Here is a 14,724-nt window from a genome sequence, read left to right as displayed (position 1 = left end):
CATTTTTACATGCATGGTCTAAAATACTTTGTTTTTTACCTGTCTACTTGACAGGGGGCAGTTCATAATAAGCCAGGTCTCTTTTTTATTAACTTGAACTTGCAGCAGCTTGGGCAGCGATGACGCAGTCAATCGTTACGATAATCCCCAAAGCTAAAAGTGTATGGGCATCGTCTTCAATATCCAACTCATAAGAGTCGCCCCACGTAAACCATTCTTTTGAAATCGTTGCGATTAAAGAACCATTTTCTCTAATTTGATAGTCATGTTCCCAGAAATTTCCTTCAACGTCCCAATTTGGACCATGGATACTGTATCGTGGTTTTAAAAAAGTAAGTTCTTTTTTAACAGTCGCAACTTCTTGATCGTGCATATATAGCGTGTAGTTCGGCAACCAGTTCCAAATATTTTGTTTAATATAAAGGATAGGCTTCCCAGATGTATCTATCATATTTAGCTTTTTTCCCCACGAGAATAATTCTCCTTCGACGAAATAAACATCCTGGCCATGCTCATCTTTAATTGTAAAGCTGTCGCGCCAAGAAAATACTTTTTGCTTCATGTAGTATTTCATTTTTTATCATTCCTTTTCTAATAGAACTTGTAATTCAGCTAAAGACGCTATTTCGTACGTCGGCTTGATATGCGTAAAAGGATTTGGTGATTGATTCGGGTTAAACCAGCACGTGTCAATCCCAGCATTGATCCCGCCTAAAATATCAGAGGTAAGTGAATCACCAATAATTAAGGTTTCTTTTGGAGAGAAGTTTGGAATGCGGGCAAACACATAATGGAAGTATTCTTTCGTTGGTTTTTGATACCCTGTTTCCTCCGATACAAAAATATCTTGAAAATAATGAATGAGACCTGAATCCTTAATCCGACGGTGTTGGGTGCGTGCAACGCCATTTGTCGTTGCATATAGGCTATATATAGGTTTGAGTGCGTCCAATAGTGGGATAGTACCAGGGATGAAATGATGACTTTGTTCTAAATAATTACGGAATTTTCCATCCATTTCGCTTCCATTAACAGTTAAATTGTGAAGTGCGAAGAACGTTTCAAAACGTCTGGCAACAAGAACATCTTTTGCGATGAGTCCTTTTTCAAATTCTTCCCAGTAACCTTGATTAATCCGGGAATAGGTTTGCACGTTCGTCTCGCTTACTTCAACAGAGAGTTCTGCCATTAAAGTAGAGATGGCAAAATGTTCAGCTGCTTTGAAATCAAGCAGCGTATCGTCAATATCGAATAGTAGTGTCGTATAGGGCATAAGGGTCTCCTTTAATGTTTGTTAGTAAGATTTTCACGCTTTCATGCCGAAATGTCAACCAGCGTCTCTTTCATTTTCGTACGCTTTCGTGTAGGATAAAAAATGAGAATAAAGGAGGAATGACAATGGCAAAAGTAGAAAGTTTTGAATTAGACCATACAATTGTAAAAGCACCCTATGTCCGTATTGCCGGAACTGAAACAAATGAAGGGGCAACAATCCAAAAAATTGATTTGCGCTTCTTACAACCTAATAAAGATACGTTCCCAACAGGAGCGGTCCATACTCTGGAGCATTTGTTAGCGACTTATATGCGTGATTATCTACCCGGAATCATCGATATTTCACCAATGGGATGCCGGACAGGTTTTTATTGCATCAAATGGAATGAATCAACGGCAGAAGAAATTGCAGTTGCTTTGGAAAAAACGTTGGAAAAAGTTCTGGAAACAGAAGTGATTCCAGCCGTAACAGCGAAAGAGTGCGGGAACTACCGTGACCACAGTCTGTTCTCTGCAAAAGAATACGCACGTGAAGTATTAGAAAATGGTATCAGCCGCGATCCATTCGAGCGTGTTTTACCAGCAAAATAGTATGAAAGAGAGACTGAGTTTTTTCTCAGTCTCTTTGTGTATGTGCGAACTTTACTTCCTTTTAACCCAAGCATATATAAAAGTCCCCACCGCAGACCCAGTCGTATCCAGGAGCACGTCCCAAGCGCTTGGTCCCCGATTTGGGACATAAGCCTGGTGTAGTTCATCGCTGACTGCGTATAAGCAGCAAATAACGATGGTTACTAATACGTGTTTCTTATCGATTTGTAGCGATTTGGAAAGCGCGTGCGCAACCAAAAGTCCGAGTATAAAATAGACGGTGAAGTGCGCACCTTTTCGAATAATAAAGTGCAAGGTATCTGCCTCTAGAGAAACAGCAGGAAAAAGCGCATGCCACATTTGTAAAAGTGATTCAACAATCGAGCCGCTTAGAGCACCGGAATCCGAACCGGGTTGTGCTGAAAAAGAAAAAATTAATCCCATCCAAGCTACAACGCCTCCCCACGTAAACCATTTGTTTTTCAGTGCCATATCGGCCCTCCTTTTTTAGAATAAGTATATCATGTTATAATAAGGGAAAAGGGTGAGAAGTGAAATGATTGCATACAGAGAAGCTACGACGCTAAATGATATACAGGCTTTTATCACCGCGAATAAATTTTCATTTGTTTATATTTCGCGGCAAGATTGTGGCGTCTGTCACGCTGTTCTTCCCCAAGTCAGAGACATGCTGACTGCCTACCCGGAAGTACATTTAATAAAAGTGGATGCCGACAAGATTCCAGCCGTTGCCGGTGCTTTCAGTGTCTTCACTGTCCCGGCCTTACTTCTTTTTGTCGAAGGCAAGGAAATGGTGCGGAAAGCGCGTTTTGTCGTCATGAATGAACTGGAACAGCAAATAGCACAACTTGTTGAGAACTATTAACCCAGGAGGATGTATGAGAAATAAATATTTAATCGCCAAAACATTTAAGAAAAAAGGAAGTGCAGCAATTAATCTGGAATATGCGTCAGATTTTTTAAGTTATATTCCGCAATTGGAAGATCGATTCAAGCGTTCCGCTGAATTTTTAATTATCAGTTGTGAAGAAGGACTGACTTTAGATGAAGGTTGGCCGGAGTACGCCCCGGTCCAAATCGAAACAACTAAAGAAGCATTTGAAAATACAACCCTAGAAAAAGCAAGTCGCTAAGGCGCTACTTGCTAAATGCGTGTGTCTTGGATACAATTAGTACAGATTAAACCCAAATACAAAGACTCCACGGATATGGAAGTTGGTGAAATTCCAACACGGTCCCGCCACTGTAAGAGCATCTCTGATGCTCAAGTCAGATCTTTATCCTTGGATGCTCATACGCACGCATACTATTTCGAGGTAAAATGGTATTGTATTTTTTGGTCTATGTGTCAGGGCGCATAGGCTTTTTTTCTTGCCTATGAACAAAAAAGGAGTGGAAAGAATGAAAAAATGGTTTTTATTGTTATTTGCAGGTGCGACGCTAACAGCTTGTGGGACGACAACAGAGACGGATACAGTCGAAAGTACAGATACGATTGAAGTAACTTTAAATGTCACAGTCGAAGGCGAACTGATTGAAGAGGGATCTATTACAACGGAAGTAGATCCGGATGAATTCTTGTTGGAAATCATGCAACGTGAATTTGACGTTGAGGACGAGAATAAATTCATTACATCTATTAACGGACATGAGCAGGATGTTGCAAACAATGAATACTGGTTATTTGATTTAAACGGTGAAATGGCGCCAGTAGGAGCTCATGAACTGAAATTGTCTGATGGAGATGTTGTGGACTTTAACTTGGCAGGACTTGAGTAATTATGTCCACAAAACGATTTGATGCCAAGCATATTGCATTGCTGTCAATTCTTGTTGCTTTGAATTATGTCGGACGTGTCGTATTTCAATTTTTGCCCAATGTTCAACCAATGACGGCTATCTTATTGATACTGACACTCTACTTGGGTGTGTGGGACGGCCTCATTGTGGCTACGCTCTCTTTGATTTTATCAAATATGATTTTAGGGATGGGACCCTGGACATTTGCGCAGCTCTTTAGTTACGCGGTTATTATTTTGTTCACCGGCTTCATTTTACGTCCCATTCATAGTAGAAGGACGAAGTGGATCTTTGTTATATTTGCTTTATTATCCGGTTTTTTCTATGGATTTGTTATCTCCTTAGTCTCGTATCGGACATATGGCATGACAAATTTTTGGGTCTACTATTCAGTGGGATTGCCGTTTGATTTCGCTCACGCACTGGGGAACGCCGGCTTTTATATCATTTTGGAGCCGATTTTACGACCTCTATTTGAAAAGTTATTAAAAGAAAGAACGCCAAACAAAAAAGAAGCGGGGATTTAATACATCCGCGCTTCTTTTTGTTTGTAATTAAATTGTATAGTTATCGAAGTAACCTTGGATATAGATAAATGGTGTTCCTTTATCTCCACTACCTGATGTTAAGTCAGCTAATGATCCGATTAAATCTGTCAATTGACGTGGTGTTGTACCTTGGGACTCCATTGCGCCAACTAAATCTGTTTCTTTGTTTTTAATGAACTCAGAAATAGCAGAGCGTAATTCTTCACCTTGTAACTCAGCAAAGTTGTTATCAGCCAGGTATTTCAATTTGATTTCGCTTGGAACACCGTCAAGTCCTGGTGTATAAGCAGGTGAAACAACTGGATCAGCCAGTTCCCAAATTTTTCCAACAGGATCTTTGAACGCGCCATCGCCATAAACCATGACTTCAACTGTTTTACCAGTTGCTTCTTTGATACGGTTTTGGATATTATCAACGATTGGTTGTGCGTTACGTGGGAATAGTTTAACACTGTCGTCGGTTGCTTTGTTTGCACCTAGCAAACCGTAAGATTCGTTAAAACCACTGCCGTTGACAGATTCAACAAGGATGTTATCCAAACTGAATACTTTCTCAGCGCCATTTTCTTTCAATTGTTTTTTCGTTCTGAAACGTGAATGGATGTCACAGTTTAAAACACTCTTTGTGTAATCTAGAATAGATTTTGCAGTGTTTGAGAAGATAACTTCACATTCAATTCCATGTTCTTCTACGATTGATTTATAGTAATCAATGTAGTCAATTCCAGTAAAGGTATGTTTTTGATATCCGAAATGTTGACGGAATTCCGCTTCAGACAACGTATCTGTCCATGGATTCACGCCTTTTTCATCAAGCGATTCTAAATCTACTAAATGATTACCAACCTCATCAGCAGGGTAGCTTAGCATCAGCACGATTTTTTTTGCACCTTTTGCGATACCGTGTAGACATGTTGAAAAACGGTTACGGCTTAAAATCGGGAAAATAACGCCGATTGTGTCGTCCCCAAATTTTGCAGCAATATCTGTTGCGATGTCATCGATAGATGCATAATTTCCTTGAGCGCGTGCTACGATTGATTCTGTTACAGAAACGATATCACGGTCATTAATTTCAAACCCTTCAACCTTTGCTGCATTCAGTACAGTGTCGACAACGATTTGTTCTAAGTCATCGCCTTTATTAATAATTGGACCACGAAGACCTCTAACGACAGTTCCTACTACTCTCTCCACTTAAATCTCTCCCTAAATATTCAGTCAATCCTTATTCTACTACAAATAATTAGATTTAGAGCTGAAAATTATTAACTAATGGTAGTACTGGACAATTATATGCTTATTGAATGATTTTTACAATATTTTTTTTGAAAGTCTGTAAATACTTCTTTTCAAGCGTAATAAAGAAGGGGCTGGGAAAAAACTCCCAGCCCCTCTACTATTAACGAATAATTGTGGCGTAAACGTGCTTAAAAAGGCAGATCCGATAGCCACTTTGTCATGGTTGTTGCTGCTTTAGCAGCTTACAAAAATGATACACTTGGGCTTCAGCCCACTGTGCTCCTGAAATAATGCGCGGATGATCTTCACCCATCCTGTGCTTATTCGCTCCAGTGATTCGGATCTAAACGCCTTTTTTCCCACTCTCTTCTTTTTGCTAAATTGCTCTTTCTAAATTTTGAAGTAACGTAAACAATCTGACGCGGAAAAATTGTAGTAACGGACCCATTAAGAAGGCCGTTACAAGCGTCATGACACCAACTTGCGCTCCTAATAAGAAGCCAATACCTACTGCTGTAAAATCCAGTACGACACGCGCATATTGGAAACGTATTTTTCCTTTTCCAAGTGTTTCTGCTACGAGAGGCAAAGCATCATAGGGAGAAACTCCCAAGTTTGCAACAATATTCATCGCGGCACCAATTGCCAAAATAACCATTCCTAAAGCAGCAAACGTAGTTTTTAGCCAAAGCGATTCAGCCGAGCCGAAAGTATCGGTAAAAATATTTACAAAAATGTCAGAGATATTTCCTACAAACAGAAGGTTTAAGAGAGAACCTAAACCAATGAGACGTCTGTCGACGAATAAAATGAAGATAGTGGCAACTATATTCGTAAACATACTTGTCAGACCATAGCGATAGCCTGTAGCAGCGGTAAACCCTAGATTGATAGTAGTGAAGGGATCGGTTCCCAATGCGGCAATGCGTACAAAGCCTACTGCAAATCCAATTAAAATAATTCCTAATACGGTATAAATCAGTCGAATTGTTAAGTTTTTATTCATGATTTCCTCCTATTTCAATTCAGCTAATATTATATATAAAATGTTCGGAAATAACCATCTTTAATTATCTGAAAATTGTAGTAAAATGAATCCGCAGACTAAAAATAAAATAAATCCAGCTTGGAGAATGATAAATGACAGACATGACCGTAGGAAAGCCACTGACGCTCCTCGTAAAGTTCACTATCCCTTTAATTATAGGGAATTTATTTCAGCAGCTGTATAGTTTAATCGACACCATCATTGTAGGAAGGGCATTAGGGTTGAGTTCGTTAGGTGCGATTGGTGCCGTCGCGAGCTTAACATTCTTCTTACAAGGCTTTCTTCAAGGTATCGCATCCGGGCTTTCTTTGGTTTTGGCCCAGCGACTCGGTACGAAGGATGCGTCGCGGATTCGTAGTAGCTTCATCGCAAGTCTTTATCTTTCTTTATTTTTCATTTTATTGATTAGCATTTTAGGGCTTTTATTTTCCGATTATTTATTAGGAATGATGCAAATACCGGTGGCGTTATATCCGGAGAGCAAAACATATTTTATTTTTTCAATCATTGGTTTAGCAGGAATGATGGTTTTTCACGTCATGATTAACTCGTTACGTTCATTAGGAAGTACACGCCAACTTTTGTACTACATGATTCTTTCACAAGTACTCAATATTCTTTTCGATGTTCTTTTTGTTATTTTGATACCTTTGGGTGTGGCGGGGGTTGCATTGGCAATGGCTTTATCGCAAGCATTGGTAGGTATCATTTGTTATTTTTATTTATCACGCAAAATTAGTTACTTCCGAATTAAAAAAGAAGATCTATTGTTTGAATTCAGAGAAATTAACTTGCATACGAAGCTGAGCCTTCCGATTGGTGTACAGTCTGCCATTATAACGTTGGGGTCTATTATCTTGCAGTTAAAGGTGAATACATTGGGATCTTCGCCCGTCGAAGCACATGCGATCGGTCAAAGAATTGAAGCCATGATAGTTATGCCACTCATCTCTTTTGGTGTTGCAATGGCTACTTTTACTGCACAAAACGCAGGAGCAGGACTCATGGAACGCGTGTGGAAAGGTATCCGAGGCAGTTTGGCGATTTCGTTAAGCTATAGCTTGCTTATTGGTGTGTTGTTATTTTTTTATGGCACAACATTGTCTCGGATATTGTTCGGAGCTGAAAATCCAGAGACACTGCTTTTTATTGAACGTTATTTACGCTTTACCACGCCTTTTTATATGGTGCTTTCTATTCTGTTTGTTATTCGTTACACGTTGCATGGACTGGGTAAAGCAGTTGCGCCAACCTTGGCAGGGCTCATGGAAATGACTATGCGCGTCATTATTCCCATTACTTTCACGGGTATTTGGGGCTTCTCGGGTATCGTTATGAGCCATCCGCTTGCCTGGATTGGCTCGACCGTCATTTTAGTGTATGCGCTGTTCCTTGTGAAGAATAACGATGTGAGTACGCGAATTAAACGCTTCATGACTGGATGAAATGTAAACGGAATTTTGTAGTTCTGGCTTATTTCGAGTATAATAAGAGAAAAATGTTTGGGGTGAAATGGGTGGCCGAAAACTTTAAAAGTTCCACGAACCTTTATGATTTACTTTCAGAGGATGGTATTGATAACCAAGGGAATTCCATCAACTTTATCGAAAAATCTATGGAGCGCGATAAATTACTTATACAAGCTATTCAAAGCGGGAACCGGGATATGTTGGAGGACGTTACAAAAATAGCCGGACTCGAGCAGAATAAAGGCTATTATTACGGAAATCCTATCTTAAAAGGCGAACCGTTGCGAACACGTAAGAACGGTATGATTATCCGAAATACGTTATGTCGGGTAGCAGGTGAACTGGGTGGGGTAGCCGCCATTTATTTGCATTTAGTATTTGAAAAGTACGCGATTCAAATTGAACAGGCGACGACAACGGATTATTTGGAGCACGTGGTTACACCGAATATGTTCGCTGAGTATTGTGATTTAGTAGCAAACTACTCAACACTGAAGTACTCGCCTTTAATAAAAGAAATTGTTATTTTTATCGGGAATCATTTACGTGAAGAACTAAATGTTTCCAATTTGGCTGCGACATTCCATGTCAACAGTTCGCATTTGGCGCGGAAGTTCAAAAAAGAAACAGGGTATACAATCAGTGAGTATGTAAACCATCAAAAGATTGAAGCGGCAAAGCTGCTGTTTCAAGGTGGAGAGGTTACGGTTGGAGAAGTTTCAGAGAAATTGGGCTATAATAGCAATTCTTATTTCAGTAAAATATTCAAAAAAATAACTGGAAAGTCTCCGGTTGTTTATCTAAAATCCTTGCACAATTAAAAAAAGAGCCGCAACTGTTTTTTTCGTAAACAGTTGTGGCTTTTTATTTTTACTCAACGCTGAATTTATAAACGGTTTCTGAAAGATATGTTTCACCAGGATTTAGAATTGTGTTCCCGAAATTGTCATGGTTAATGGCATCCGGATAACCTTGTGATTCCAAAGTAATACCTACATATGCCGGGAAGTTCTTCCCTTTATATTCAAAACCGCTTGGACCATTGTGCATAAACACAACCACGATTGGTTCTGTTGTTGTCATCTCAATGCGACGGCCGCTCTTTTGATCAGAGATAGAAGCACTGATATCATTTTCTCCTGCATTCAATACGAATGGGTGATCCAATCCGGAAACGGCTTTTGTTTGAGGATGGTCTGATTCTGTTGCTTGTTTCGTTTGCGTTGGTGTGCGGAAATCAAATGGCGTTCCATCTACCGCTACTTTATTCCCTGTTGGAATGGTATTGGCATTCAACTCGACAAATTTTTCGGCATTTACATAGAGATCATGCTCCAAAATTGTTCCTTCCATGTCACCATTCAAGTTAAAGTAAACATGGTTGGTAGGGTTGTAAAGTGTTGACGCATCGGTTGTTGCTTTGTAAGTAATCTTCCACTCGTTCTCATCGTTAAACGTATAGATGACTGTAACCGAGAGAGCGCCAGGATAGTCATTTGACTCTGCTGGGTCTTCGTAGGTGAAGATAATACGCGCCTCAGTTTCTTCCTCTTCAACTTTGTAATCCCACACTTTTGTGTCTAAGCCGTCAACGCCACCGTGCAAATGATTCCCGTTATTATTTTGTGCGAGTTGGTATTTTTTTCCATTCAACTCGAACTTACCATCTGCAATTCGACCAGCAACGCGACCAATAGTTGCACCATAGAAGGGACGGTTATTCACGTAATCATCCAAGTTGTCCAAACCAATGGTAATGTTTGCGAAGTTACCATTTTTGTCAGGAGCAGACCATTCCAAAAGAGTTGCCCCAAAAGTCGTTGCGGTGATGGAAGCACCTGATTTATTTTCCAAGGTAATCGCCATAACATCTTTGTCGTTCAATTTTCCAAAAACACGTTCTGTAATTTTCAAATTAATATCTCCTTTCAAAGCTCATTGCTCATATTGTAACAGTTTTCATTGCGTATAGGAAACGCAAAATGTAGACTAGTTGAGAGGTGTTTTCCCATCTAATTGAGTGATTAGATAATCAATTTTATCTTCGATTCGTTCGAGTTGTTCGGCACGTTTCCGGTTAGAACGAAAAAACGAAACGATTAAAAATACAATAAGGACAATGAAACTAAGGTTAAACAATTGCCAAAAAACTGTAAAAAAACCTAATGCATCCATAGAAAAATCCCTCCAATAACCATTTTTTTGTATTATATTTACATCTTAGCATATATACATGTTGTATTCGTACAAGAAAACAGACTGTTGTTCTGGAAAAGAATGATACAATAAAACAAAAAAAGGATGTGATAAGTGAGTATGTTAAAAATAGCAGTTATCGGTATTGGTAACATCGCACAAAAAGCTTATTTGCCAGTAATGGCGCAGATGCGTAAAGATATTGAGTGGCATCTGGTTACACGAAATGAAAACGTGCGTCAGGAAGTAAGCCAAGCTTACGGATTTTTGAATACGCATGAGAATATAACCGCGCTGAAAGGTCAGGGAATCGAAGCAGCCTTTGTACACAATGCGACGCACGTCCATTATGAAACAATAAAGTTTTTATTGAATAACGGCATCCATGTTTATGTGGATAAGCCAGTCAGTGAAGATTTAGAGGAAACAAAAGAGTTACTCGCTTTGGCAAAAGAGAAAAATCTCTTATTGACGGTTGGCTTTAATCGCCGCTTTGCACCCATGGTTGAGAAACTAAAAGCAATTCCGGATAAAAAAATGATTTTTATTCAAAAGGATCGCGTTAACAATGACGAAGAAGTGCGTTTTGCCATTTATGATTTATTTATTCATATTCTGGATACGGCGTTGTTCTTGTTAGACGACCCGATTGTGTCATCACACTCACACATTGTTCAGGATGATGGCAAATTAAAACGCATTTGGCTTAATCTAGAAACAAAGAACACTTCTGCTATTGTTTCGATGAACTACGAAGCAGGAGCTAAGCAAGAGAAAATCGAAGTACAATCGTTGGCCGGCATTCACCGTGTCACTGATTTGACAGAGTTAGAAATCTTAAATCGCATGCATACGACGGTTGAAAGCTTTGGCGATTGGGAAGGCACATTGGAAAAACGCGGATTTGCTCCGTTAATCGCGCAATTTATTTCGGGCATCGTTTCTGGTGAAAACCCTGTCAGTTTAGCCAGTTCTGAAGCGACGCATGAACTCTGTGAAAAAATTATACAAGAGAATCATGCATTTTGAGTATCATTCAGATGCTTTTTAGGGTAAAATAATAGACAGTATGAGTATCAAGGAGGAAAACTATGTTTGACAAGATTGATGCATTAGCAGTTAATACCGTCCGTACGTTAAGTATCGACGCTGTCCAAAAAGCGAATTCAGGACATCCAGGATTACCGATGGGTGCCGCACCGATGGCATACACACTTTGGACAAAGCACTTAAAAACGAACCCAAAGAACAGTTTATGGGTAGACCGTGATCGTTTCGTACTTTCTGCAGGACACGGTTCCGCGTTACTGTACAGCTTACTTCACTTAGCAGGTTACGATGTAAGCATGGAAGATTTGAAAAACTTCCGTCAATACGAAAGTAAAACACCTGGACATCCAGAAGTACATTACACAGATGGTGTTGAAGCAACAACCGGTCCTTTAGGCCAAGGTTTTGCAAACGCTGTCGGTATGGCGATGGCTGAGGCTCACTTAGCAGCAACATATAATCGCGACAACTTTGACGTTGTTGACCACCATACATACTTCTTATGTGGTGACGGCGATTTGATGGAAGGTATCTCACACGAATCAGCAAGTTTGGCTGGTCACTTAAAATTAGGTAAACTCATTGGTTTATATGATTCAAACGACATTTCTTTAGATGGTCCACTGGACAAATCATTTAGTGAAGATGTAAAAGGCCGTTTCGAAGCATACGGCTGGCAACATATTCTCGTTGAAGATGGTAACGACTTAGGCGCTATCAACGATGCGATTGAAGAAGCTAAAAAAGAAACAGACAAACCAACCTTAATCGAGATTAAAACAGTTATCGGTTTTGGAGCAGAAAACGCTGGAACAAGTAAAGTGCATGGCGCACCACTTGGAGAAGAAGGCGTAATGTTCGCAAAACAAAACTACCAATGGGAGCATGAATCATTTACAGTTCCTGCTGAAGTTGCAGAACGTTTTGCTACAACTATTCAAGACAATGGTCAAAAGCAAGAAGACGCATGGAAAGCATTGTTCGAAGAATACCGTGCAGCTCATCCTGAACTAGCACAACAATTTGAAGATGCATATGCTGGCAAATTACCAGAAAACTGGCAAGAAGCTTTACCAGTTTACGAAGTAGGCGACGCTGAAAAAGCAACGCGTGTAACAAGCCAAGAAGCAATCCAAGCCATCGGTAAAACATTGCCGAACTTCTGGGGAGGCTCTGCTGACCTTTCATCATCAAACAACACAATGAACAAAGAAGCTGAAGATTTCGACGCAACAAACTACGCAGGACGTAACATTTGGTACGGAGTGCGTGAGTTCGCGATGGCAGCAGCAATGAACGGTATTGCCTTACATGGTGGTACAACGACTTATGCTGGTACATTCTTCGTATTCTCAGATTACTTGCGTGCAGCGATTCGTCTAGCAGCTATATCTGAATTGCCAACAATTTATGTTCTAACACATGACTCTGTTGCAGTTGGAGAAGATGGCCCGACACACGAACCTGTAGAGCATTTATCAAGCTACCGTGGTATGCCAAATACAAACGTTATCCGTCCAGCTGATGGAAACGAAGTATCGGCTGCATGGAAAGTTGCGGTTGAGTCTAAAGACACACCAACATTATTAGTATTGAGCCGCCAAAACTTGGCTGTTCTAGAAGGTACAAAAGAAAATGCACACGACGGCGTTCGTAAAGGTGCATATGTGCTTTCACCACAACAAGGTGAAAAACCTGAAGGTATCTTGATTGCAACAGGTTCTGAAGTTTCCTTAGCAATCGAAGCACAAAAACAATTGAAAGAAAAAGGCATTGATGTTTCAGTAGTTTCTATGCCAAACATGCATGCATTTGAACAACAAGATGCAGCATATAAAGAGTCTGTCTTACCAAACGATGTGCGTACACGTATGTCTATCGAGATGGCAGCGACATTTGGCTGGGAACGTTACGTAGGCTTGGATGGTTTTGCTTACGGAATCGATCGTTGGGGAGCAAGTGGTCCTGGCGGAACTGTAACATCTAAACTAGGCTTCACAGCTGATCAAGTTGTCGATGCTTACGTTGCAAAATTCCAAAAATAATTAAACGAAAAGCACAAAACTAGTTTTCTGGTTTTGTGCTTTTTTTGTATTTAGCAAGAAGTGTGGAAAGTCTGCACAACTTTGGGAAAATCTCTTGTTTTGTGCAGAGTATTGGCAATAGTCTGCACAAGTTTGGAAAAAATCCCGTTCTTGTGCGGACTATTCAATAAAGTCTGCACAAACTTGAAGAAAACCCACAAGGTTGTGCAGACTAGCTAAATTCGGTTGAATTTTCAAAATCAGTATTAAGACGGATGATACTTAAACTGGCATAGCCTATAATGAATCTATAAAGAAAGGTGATGGCTATGACTTTTTTAGGAAATATTATTTGGTTTGTATTAGGTGGCTTCATTAGTTGGATTTCATGGATGGTCGTAGGCGTTCTATGGTCAATCACGATTGTAGGCCTGCCTATTGGAATACAGTGTTTCAAATTTGCAAAAATGGGAGCAGCTCCGTTCGGAAAAGAAATACGTTTTAGCAATTCAGGTGTCTCGCTCGTTATAAATGTTATTTGGATGCTTTTGGGTGGGCTGATTATGGCTACCGAGGAAGCGATAATGGGAATCATATTCTGTTTAACAATTGTCGGAATTCCTTTTGGACTTCAACATTTCAAACACGCGAAGTTGGCATTAATGCCTTTTGGAGCAGAAATCTACCGCATAAAGTAACAGGCTGAATATTCCTTCGGCCTGCTTTTTTGTTTATAATAAAACTAAAAATGTAAATAGGTGATGGGAAATGCTATTAAGTGAGTCAGACCGCATTTTATTTATTGGCGACAGTGTGACGGATGCGGGTCGCAAACGGCGATGTTCATATGATTTGGGGAATGGTTATCCAAAAATGGTGGCGGGAATGCTCGAAGCACTTTACCCCGAACTGAAGCTAACAGTGTTAAACCGTGGTATTAGTGGAAATAAGATTCATAATTTAGAAGAGAGATGGCAAAAAGATTGTATCAATCTAAAACCGGATATCGTATCCATACTGATTGGTATTAATGATACATGGCACCGAGTAGGGACGCCAAGTTTTGGCGATGAAGAAGTGCTTCGACGATTTGAAGCGAGATACCGTAAGATTCTTGAGCAAACCAAAGAACAGACGCATGCTCAAATCGTTATCTTGGAACCCTTTGTTCTCCATTATCCAATCGATCGCAAAGACTGGCGCTATGATTTAGATTTACGACGCAGAATTATCGAAAGATTAGCCCATGAATTCGCTGTTGACTATATTCGATTAGATACCTTACTGAATCAACAGGCGAAGGATGTTGGAGAGCAAACATTGACTGGAACAGACGGTGTTCATCCGACTCCGGCAGGACACAGAGCAATTGCAAAAGCCTGGGTTTCAATGGTTGAAAACAACTAATATTCACTGTAGAAAAGAAAAATCCCTCACGCTGCCCGTATCTTCATACAAAC

Annotated in this window: 18 protein-coding genes and 1 riboswitch; of the genes, 11 read left to right on the top strand and 7 right to left on the bottom strand. The window is 40.0% G+C overall.

Annotation, left to right across the window (positions count from 1 at the left end; all coding sequences use genetic code 11):
- Nucleotides 1–88 precede the first annotated feature (88 nt).
- Nucleotides 89–574, bottom strand: coding sequence for an LURP-one-related/scramblase family protein (locus tag G7058_RS05170; protein WP_166062559.1), 486 nt, complete (start codon nucleotides 572–574; stop codon nucleotides 89–91).
- Between the two features lie 6 nt (nucleotides 575–580).
- Complete coding sequence (locus tag G7058_RS05165) at nucleotides 581–1,273, bottom strand: YjjG family noncanonical pyrimidine nucleotidase (RefSeq protein WP_166062558.1); 693 nt, start codon at nucleotides 1,271–1,273, stop codon at nucleotides 581–583.
- Nucleotides 1,274–1,398: 125 nt separating this feature from the next.
- Here G7058_RS05165 and G7058_RS05160 point away from each other — a divergent pair, with 125 nt between their 5' ends.
- Nucleotides 1,399–1,866, top strand: coding sequence for an S-ribosylhomocysteine lyase (locus tag G7058_RS05160; protein WP_166062557.1), 468 nt, complete (start codon nucleotides 1,399–1,401; stop codon nucleotides 1,864–1,866).
- A gap of 51 nt (nucleotides 1,867–1,917) precedes the next feature.
- On the opposite strand, the gene G7058_RS05155 is transcribed toward G7058_RS05160, so the two are convergent.
- Nucleotides 1,918–2,358: a VanZ family protein gene (locus G7058_RS05155; protein WP_166062556.1), complete on the bottom strand. Its 441-nt coding sequence runs from the start codon at nucleotides 2,356–2,358 to the stop codon at nucleotides 1,918–1,920.
- Between the two features lie 64 nt (nucleotides 2,359–2,422).
- Between G7058_RS05155 and G7058_RS05150 the strand changes: the two genes are divergently transcribed.
- The 4 genes from G7058_RS05150 (at nucleotide 2,423) to G7058_RS05135 (ending at nucleotide 4,214) form a co-directional block, all read left to right on the top strand.
- On the top strand, nucleotides 2,423–2,752 hold the full coding sequence (locus G7058_RS05150) for a thioredoxin family protein (protein WP_166062555.1): 330 nt from the start codon (nucleotides 2,423–2,425) through the stop codon (nucleotides 2,750–2,752).
- 13 nt (nucleotides 2,753–2,765) lie between these two features.
- Complete coding sequence (locus G7058_RS05145) at nucleotides 2,766–3,020, top strand: DUF6718 family protein (protein WP_166062554.1); 255 nt, start codon at nucleotides 2,766–2,768, stop codon at nucleotides 3,018–3,020.
- A gap of 50 nt (nucleotides 3,021–3,070) precedes the next feature.
- Nucleotides 3,071–3,221: riboswitch (adenosylcobalamin (AdoCbl) riboswitch) on the top strand.
- 67 nt (nucleotides 3,222–3,288) lie between these two features.
- Nucleotides 3,289–3,666: a DUF4430 domain-containing protein gene (locus G7058_RS05140; protein WP_166062553.1), complete on the top strand. Its 378-nt coding sequence runs from the start codon at nucleotides 3,289–3,291 to the stop codon at nucleotides 3,664–3,666.
- 2 nt (nucleotides 3,667–3,668) lie between these two features.
- On the top strand, nucleotides 3,669–4,214 hold the full coding sequence (locus G7058_RS05135) for an ECF transporter S component (protein ID WP_166062552.1): 546 nt from the start codon (nucleotides 3,669–3,671) through the stop codon (nucleotides 4,212–4,214).
- 27 nt (nucleotides 4,215–4,241) lie between these two features.
- Here G7058_RS05135 and G7058_RS05130 read toward each other — a convergent pair whose 3' ends face one another.
- A complete protein-coding gene (locus tag G7058_RS05130) occupies nucleotides 4,242–5,432 on the bottom strand; it encodes a coenzyme F420-0:L-glutamate ligase (RefSeq protein ID WP_166062551.1) in 1,191 nt (396 codons plus the stop codon).
- 421 nt (nucleotides 5,433–5,853) lie between these two features.
- Nucleotides 5,854–6,483, bottom strand: coding sequence for a YczE/YyaS/YitT family protein (locus tag G7058_RS05125; protein WP_166062550.1), 630 nt, complete (start codon nucleotides 6,481–6,483; stop codon nucleotides 5,854–5,856).
- Between the two features lie 134 nt (nucleotides 6,484–6,617).
- On the opposite strand from G7058_RS05125, the gene G7058_RS05120 reads away from it, so the two are divergent.
- Together G7058_RS05120 and G7058_RS05115 are read left to right on the top strand one after the other, a co-directional pair.
- A complete protein-coding gene (locus tag G7058_RS05120) occupies nucleotides 6,618–7,970 on the top strand; it encodes an MATE family efflux transporter (protein WP_166062549.1) in 1,353 nt (450 codons plus the stop codon).
- 71 nt (nucleotides 7,971–8,041) lie between these two features.
- Nucleotides 8,042–8,815 carry a helix-turn-helix domain-containing protein gene (locus G7058_RS05115; RefSeq protein ID WP_227004503.1) on the top strand — a complete coding sequence of 258 codons (774 nt, stop codon included), beginning with the start codon at nucleotides 8,042–8,044 and terminating at the stop codon, nucleotides 8,813–8,815.
- A gap of 49 nt (nucleotides 8,816–8,864) precedes the next feature.
- Here G7058_RS05115 and G7058_RS05110 read toward each other — a convergent pair whose 3' ends face one another.
- Nucleotides 8,865–9,908: an aldose epimerase family protein gene (locus G7058_RS05110; protein WP_227004502.1), complete on the bottom strand. Its 1,044-nt coding sequence runs from the start codon at nucleotides 9,906–9,908 to the stop codon at nucleotides 8,865–8,867.
- Nucleotides 9,909–9,983: 75 nt separating this feature from the next.
- The gene (locus tag G7058_RS05105) at nucleotides 9,984–10,169 is read right to left on the bottom strand and encodes a DUF4083 domain-containing protein (protein ID WP_166062547.1); all 186 of its coding nucleotides are present in this window, start codon (nucleotides 10,167–10,169) and stop codon (nucleotides 9,984–9,986) included.
- A gap of 141 nt (nucleotides 10,170–10,310) precedes the next feature.
- Between G7058_RS05105 and G7058_RS05100 the strand changes: the two genes are divergently transcribed.
- The 4 genes from G7058_RS05100 to G7058_RS05085 all read left to right on the top strand — a co-directional run bounded on the left by G7058_RS05100 (nucleotide 10,311) and on the right by G7058_RS05085 (nucleotide 14,671).
- Nucleotides 10,311–11,219: a Gfo/Idh/MocA family protein gene (locus G7058_RS05100; RefSeq protein WP_166063717.1), complete on the top strand. Its 909-nt coding sequence runs from the start codon at nucleotides 10,311–10,313 to the stop codon at nucleotides 11,217–11,219.
- Between the two features lie 62 nt (nucleotides 11,220–11,281).
- Entirely contained in the window at nucleotides 11,282–13,285 is a 2,004-nt protein-coding gene (gene tkt, locus G7058_RS05095; protein ID WP_166062546.1) for a transketolase, read from the top strand.
- A gap of 308 nt (nucleotides 13,286–13,593) precedes the next feature.
- Nucleotides 13,594–13,962: a YccF domain-containing protein gene (locus G7058_RS05090; protein WP_166062545.1), complete on the top strand. Its 369-nt coding sequence runs from the start codon at nucleotides 13,594–13,596 to the stop codon at nucleotides 13,960–13,962.
- Between the two features lie 70 nt (nucleotides 13,963–14,032).
- Nucleotides 14,033–14,671, top strand: coding sequence for an SGNH/GDSL hydrolase family protein (locus tag G7058_RS05085; RefSeq protein WP_166062544.1), 639 nt, complete (start codon nucleotides 14,033–14,035; stop codon nucleotides 14,669–14,671).
- Nucleotides 14,672–14,724: the final 53 nt, after the last annotated feature.

The sequence above is a fragment of the Jeotgalibaca porci genome (assembly GCF_011299095.1).
Taxonomy (GTDB): domain Bacteria; phylum Bacillota; class Bacilli; order Lactobacillales; family Aerococcaceae; genus Jeotgalibaca; species Jeotgalibaca porci.
Note: the sequence above shows the minus strand (reverse complement) of the source record. Positions and strands in the feature narration are given on the sequence as shown.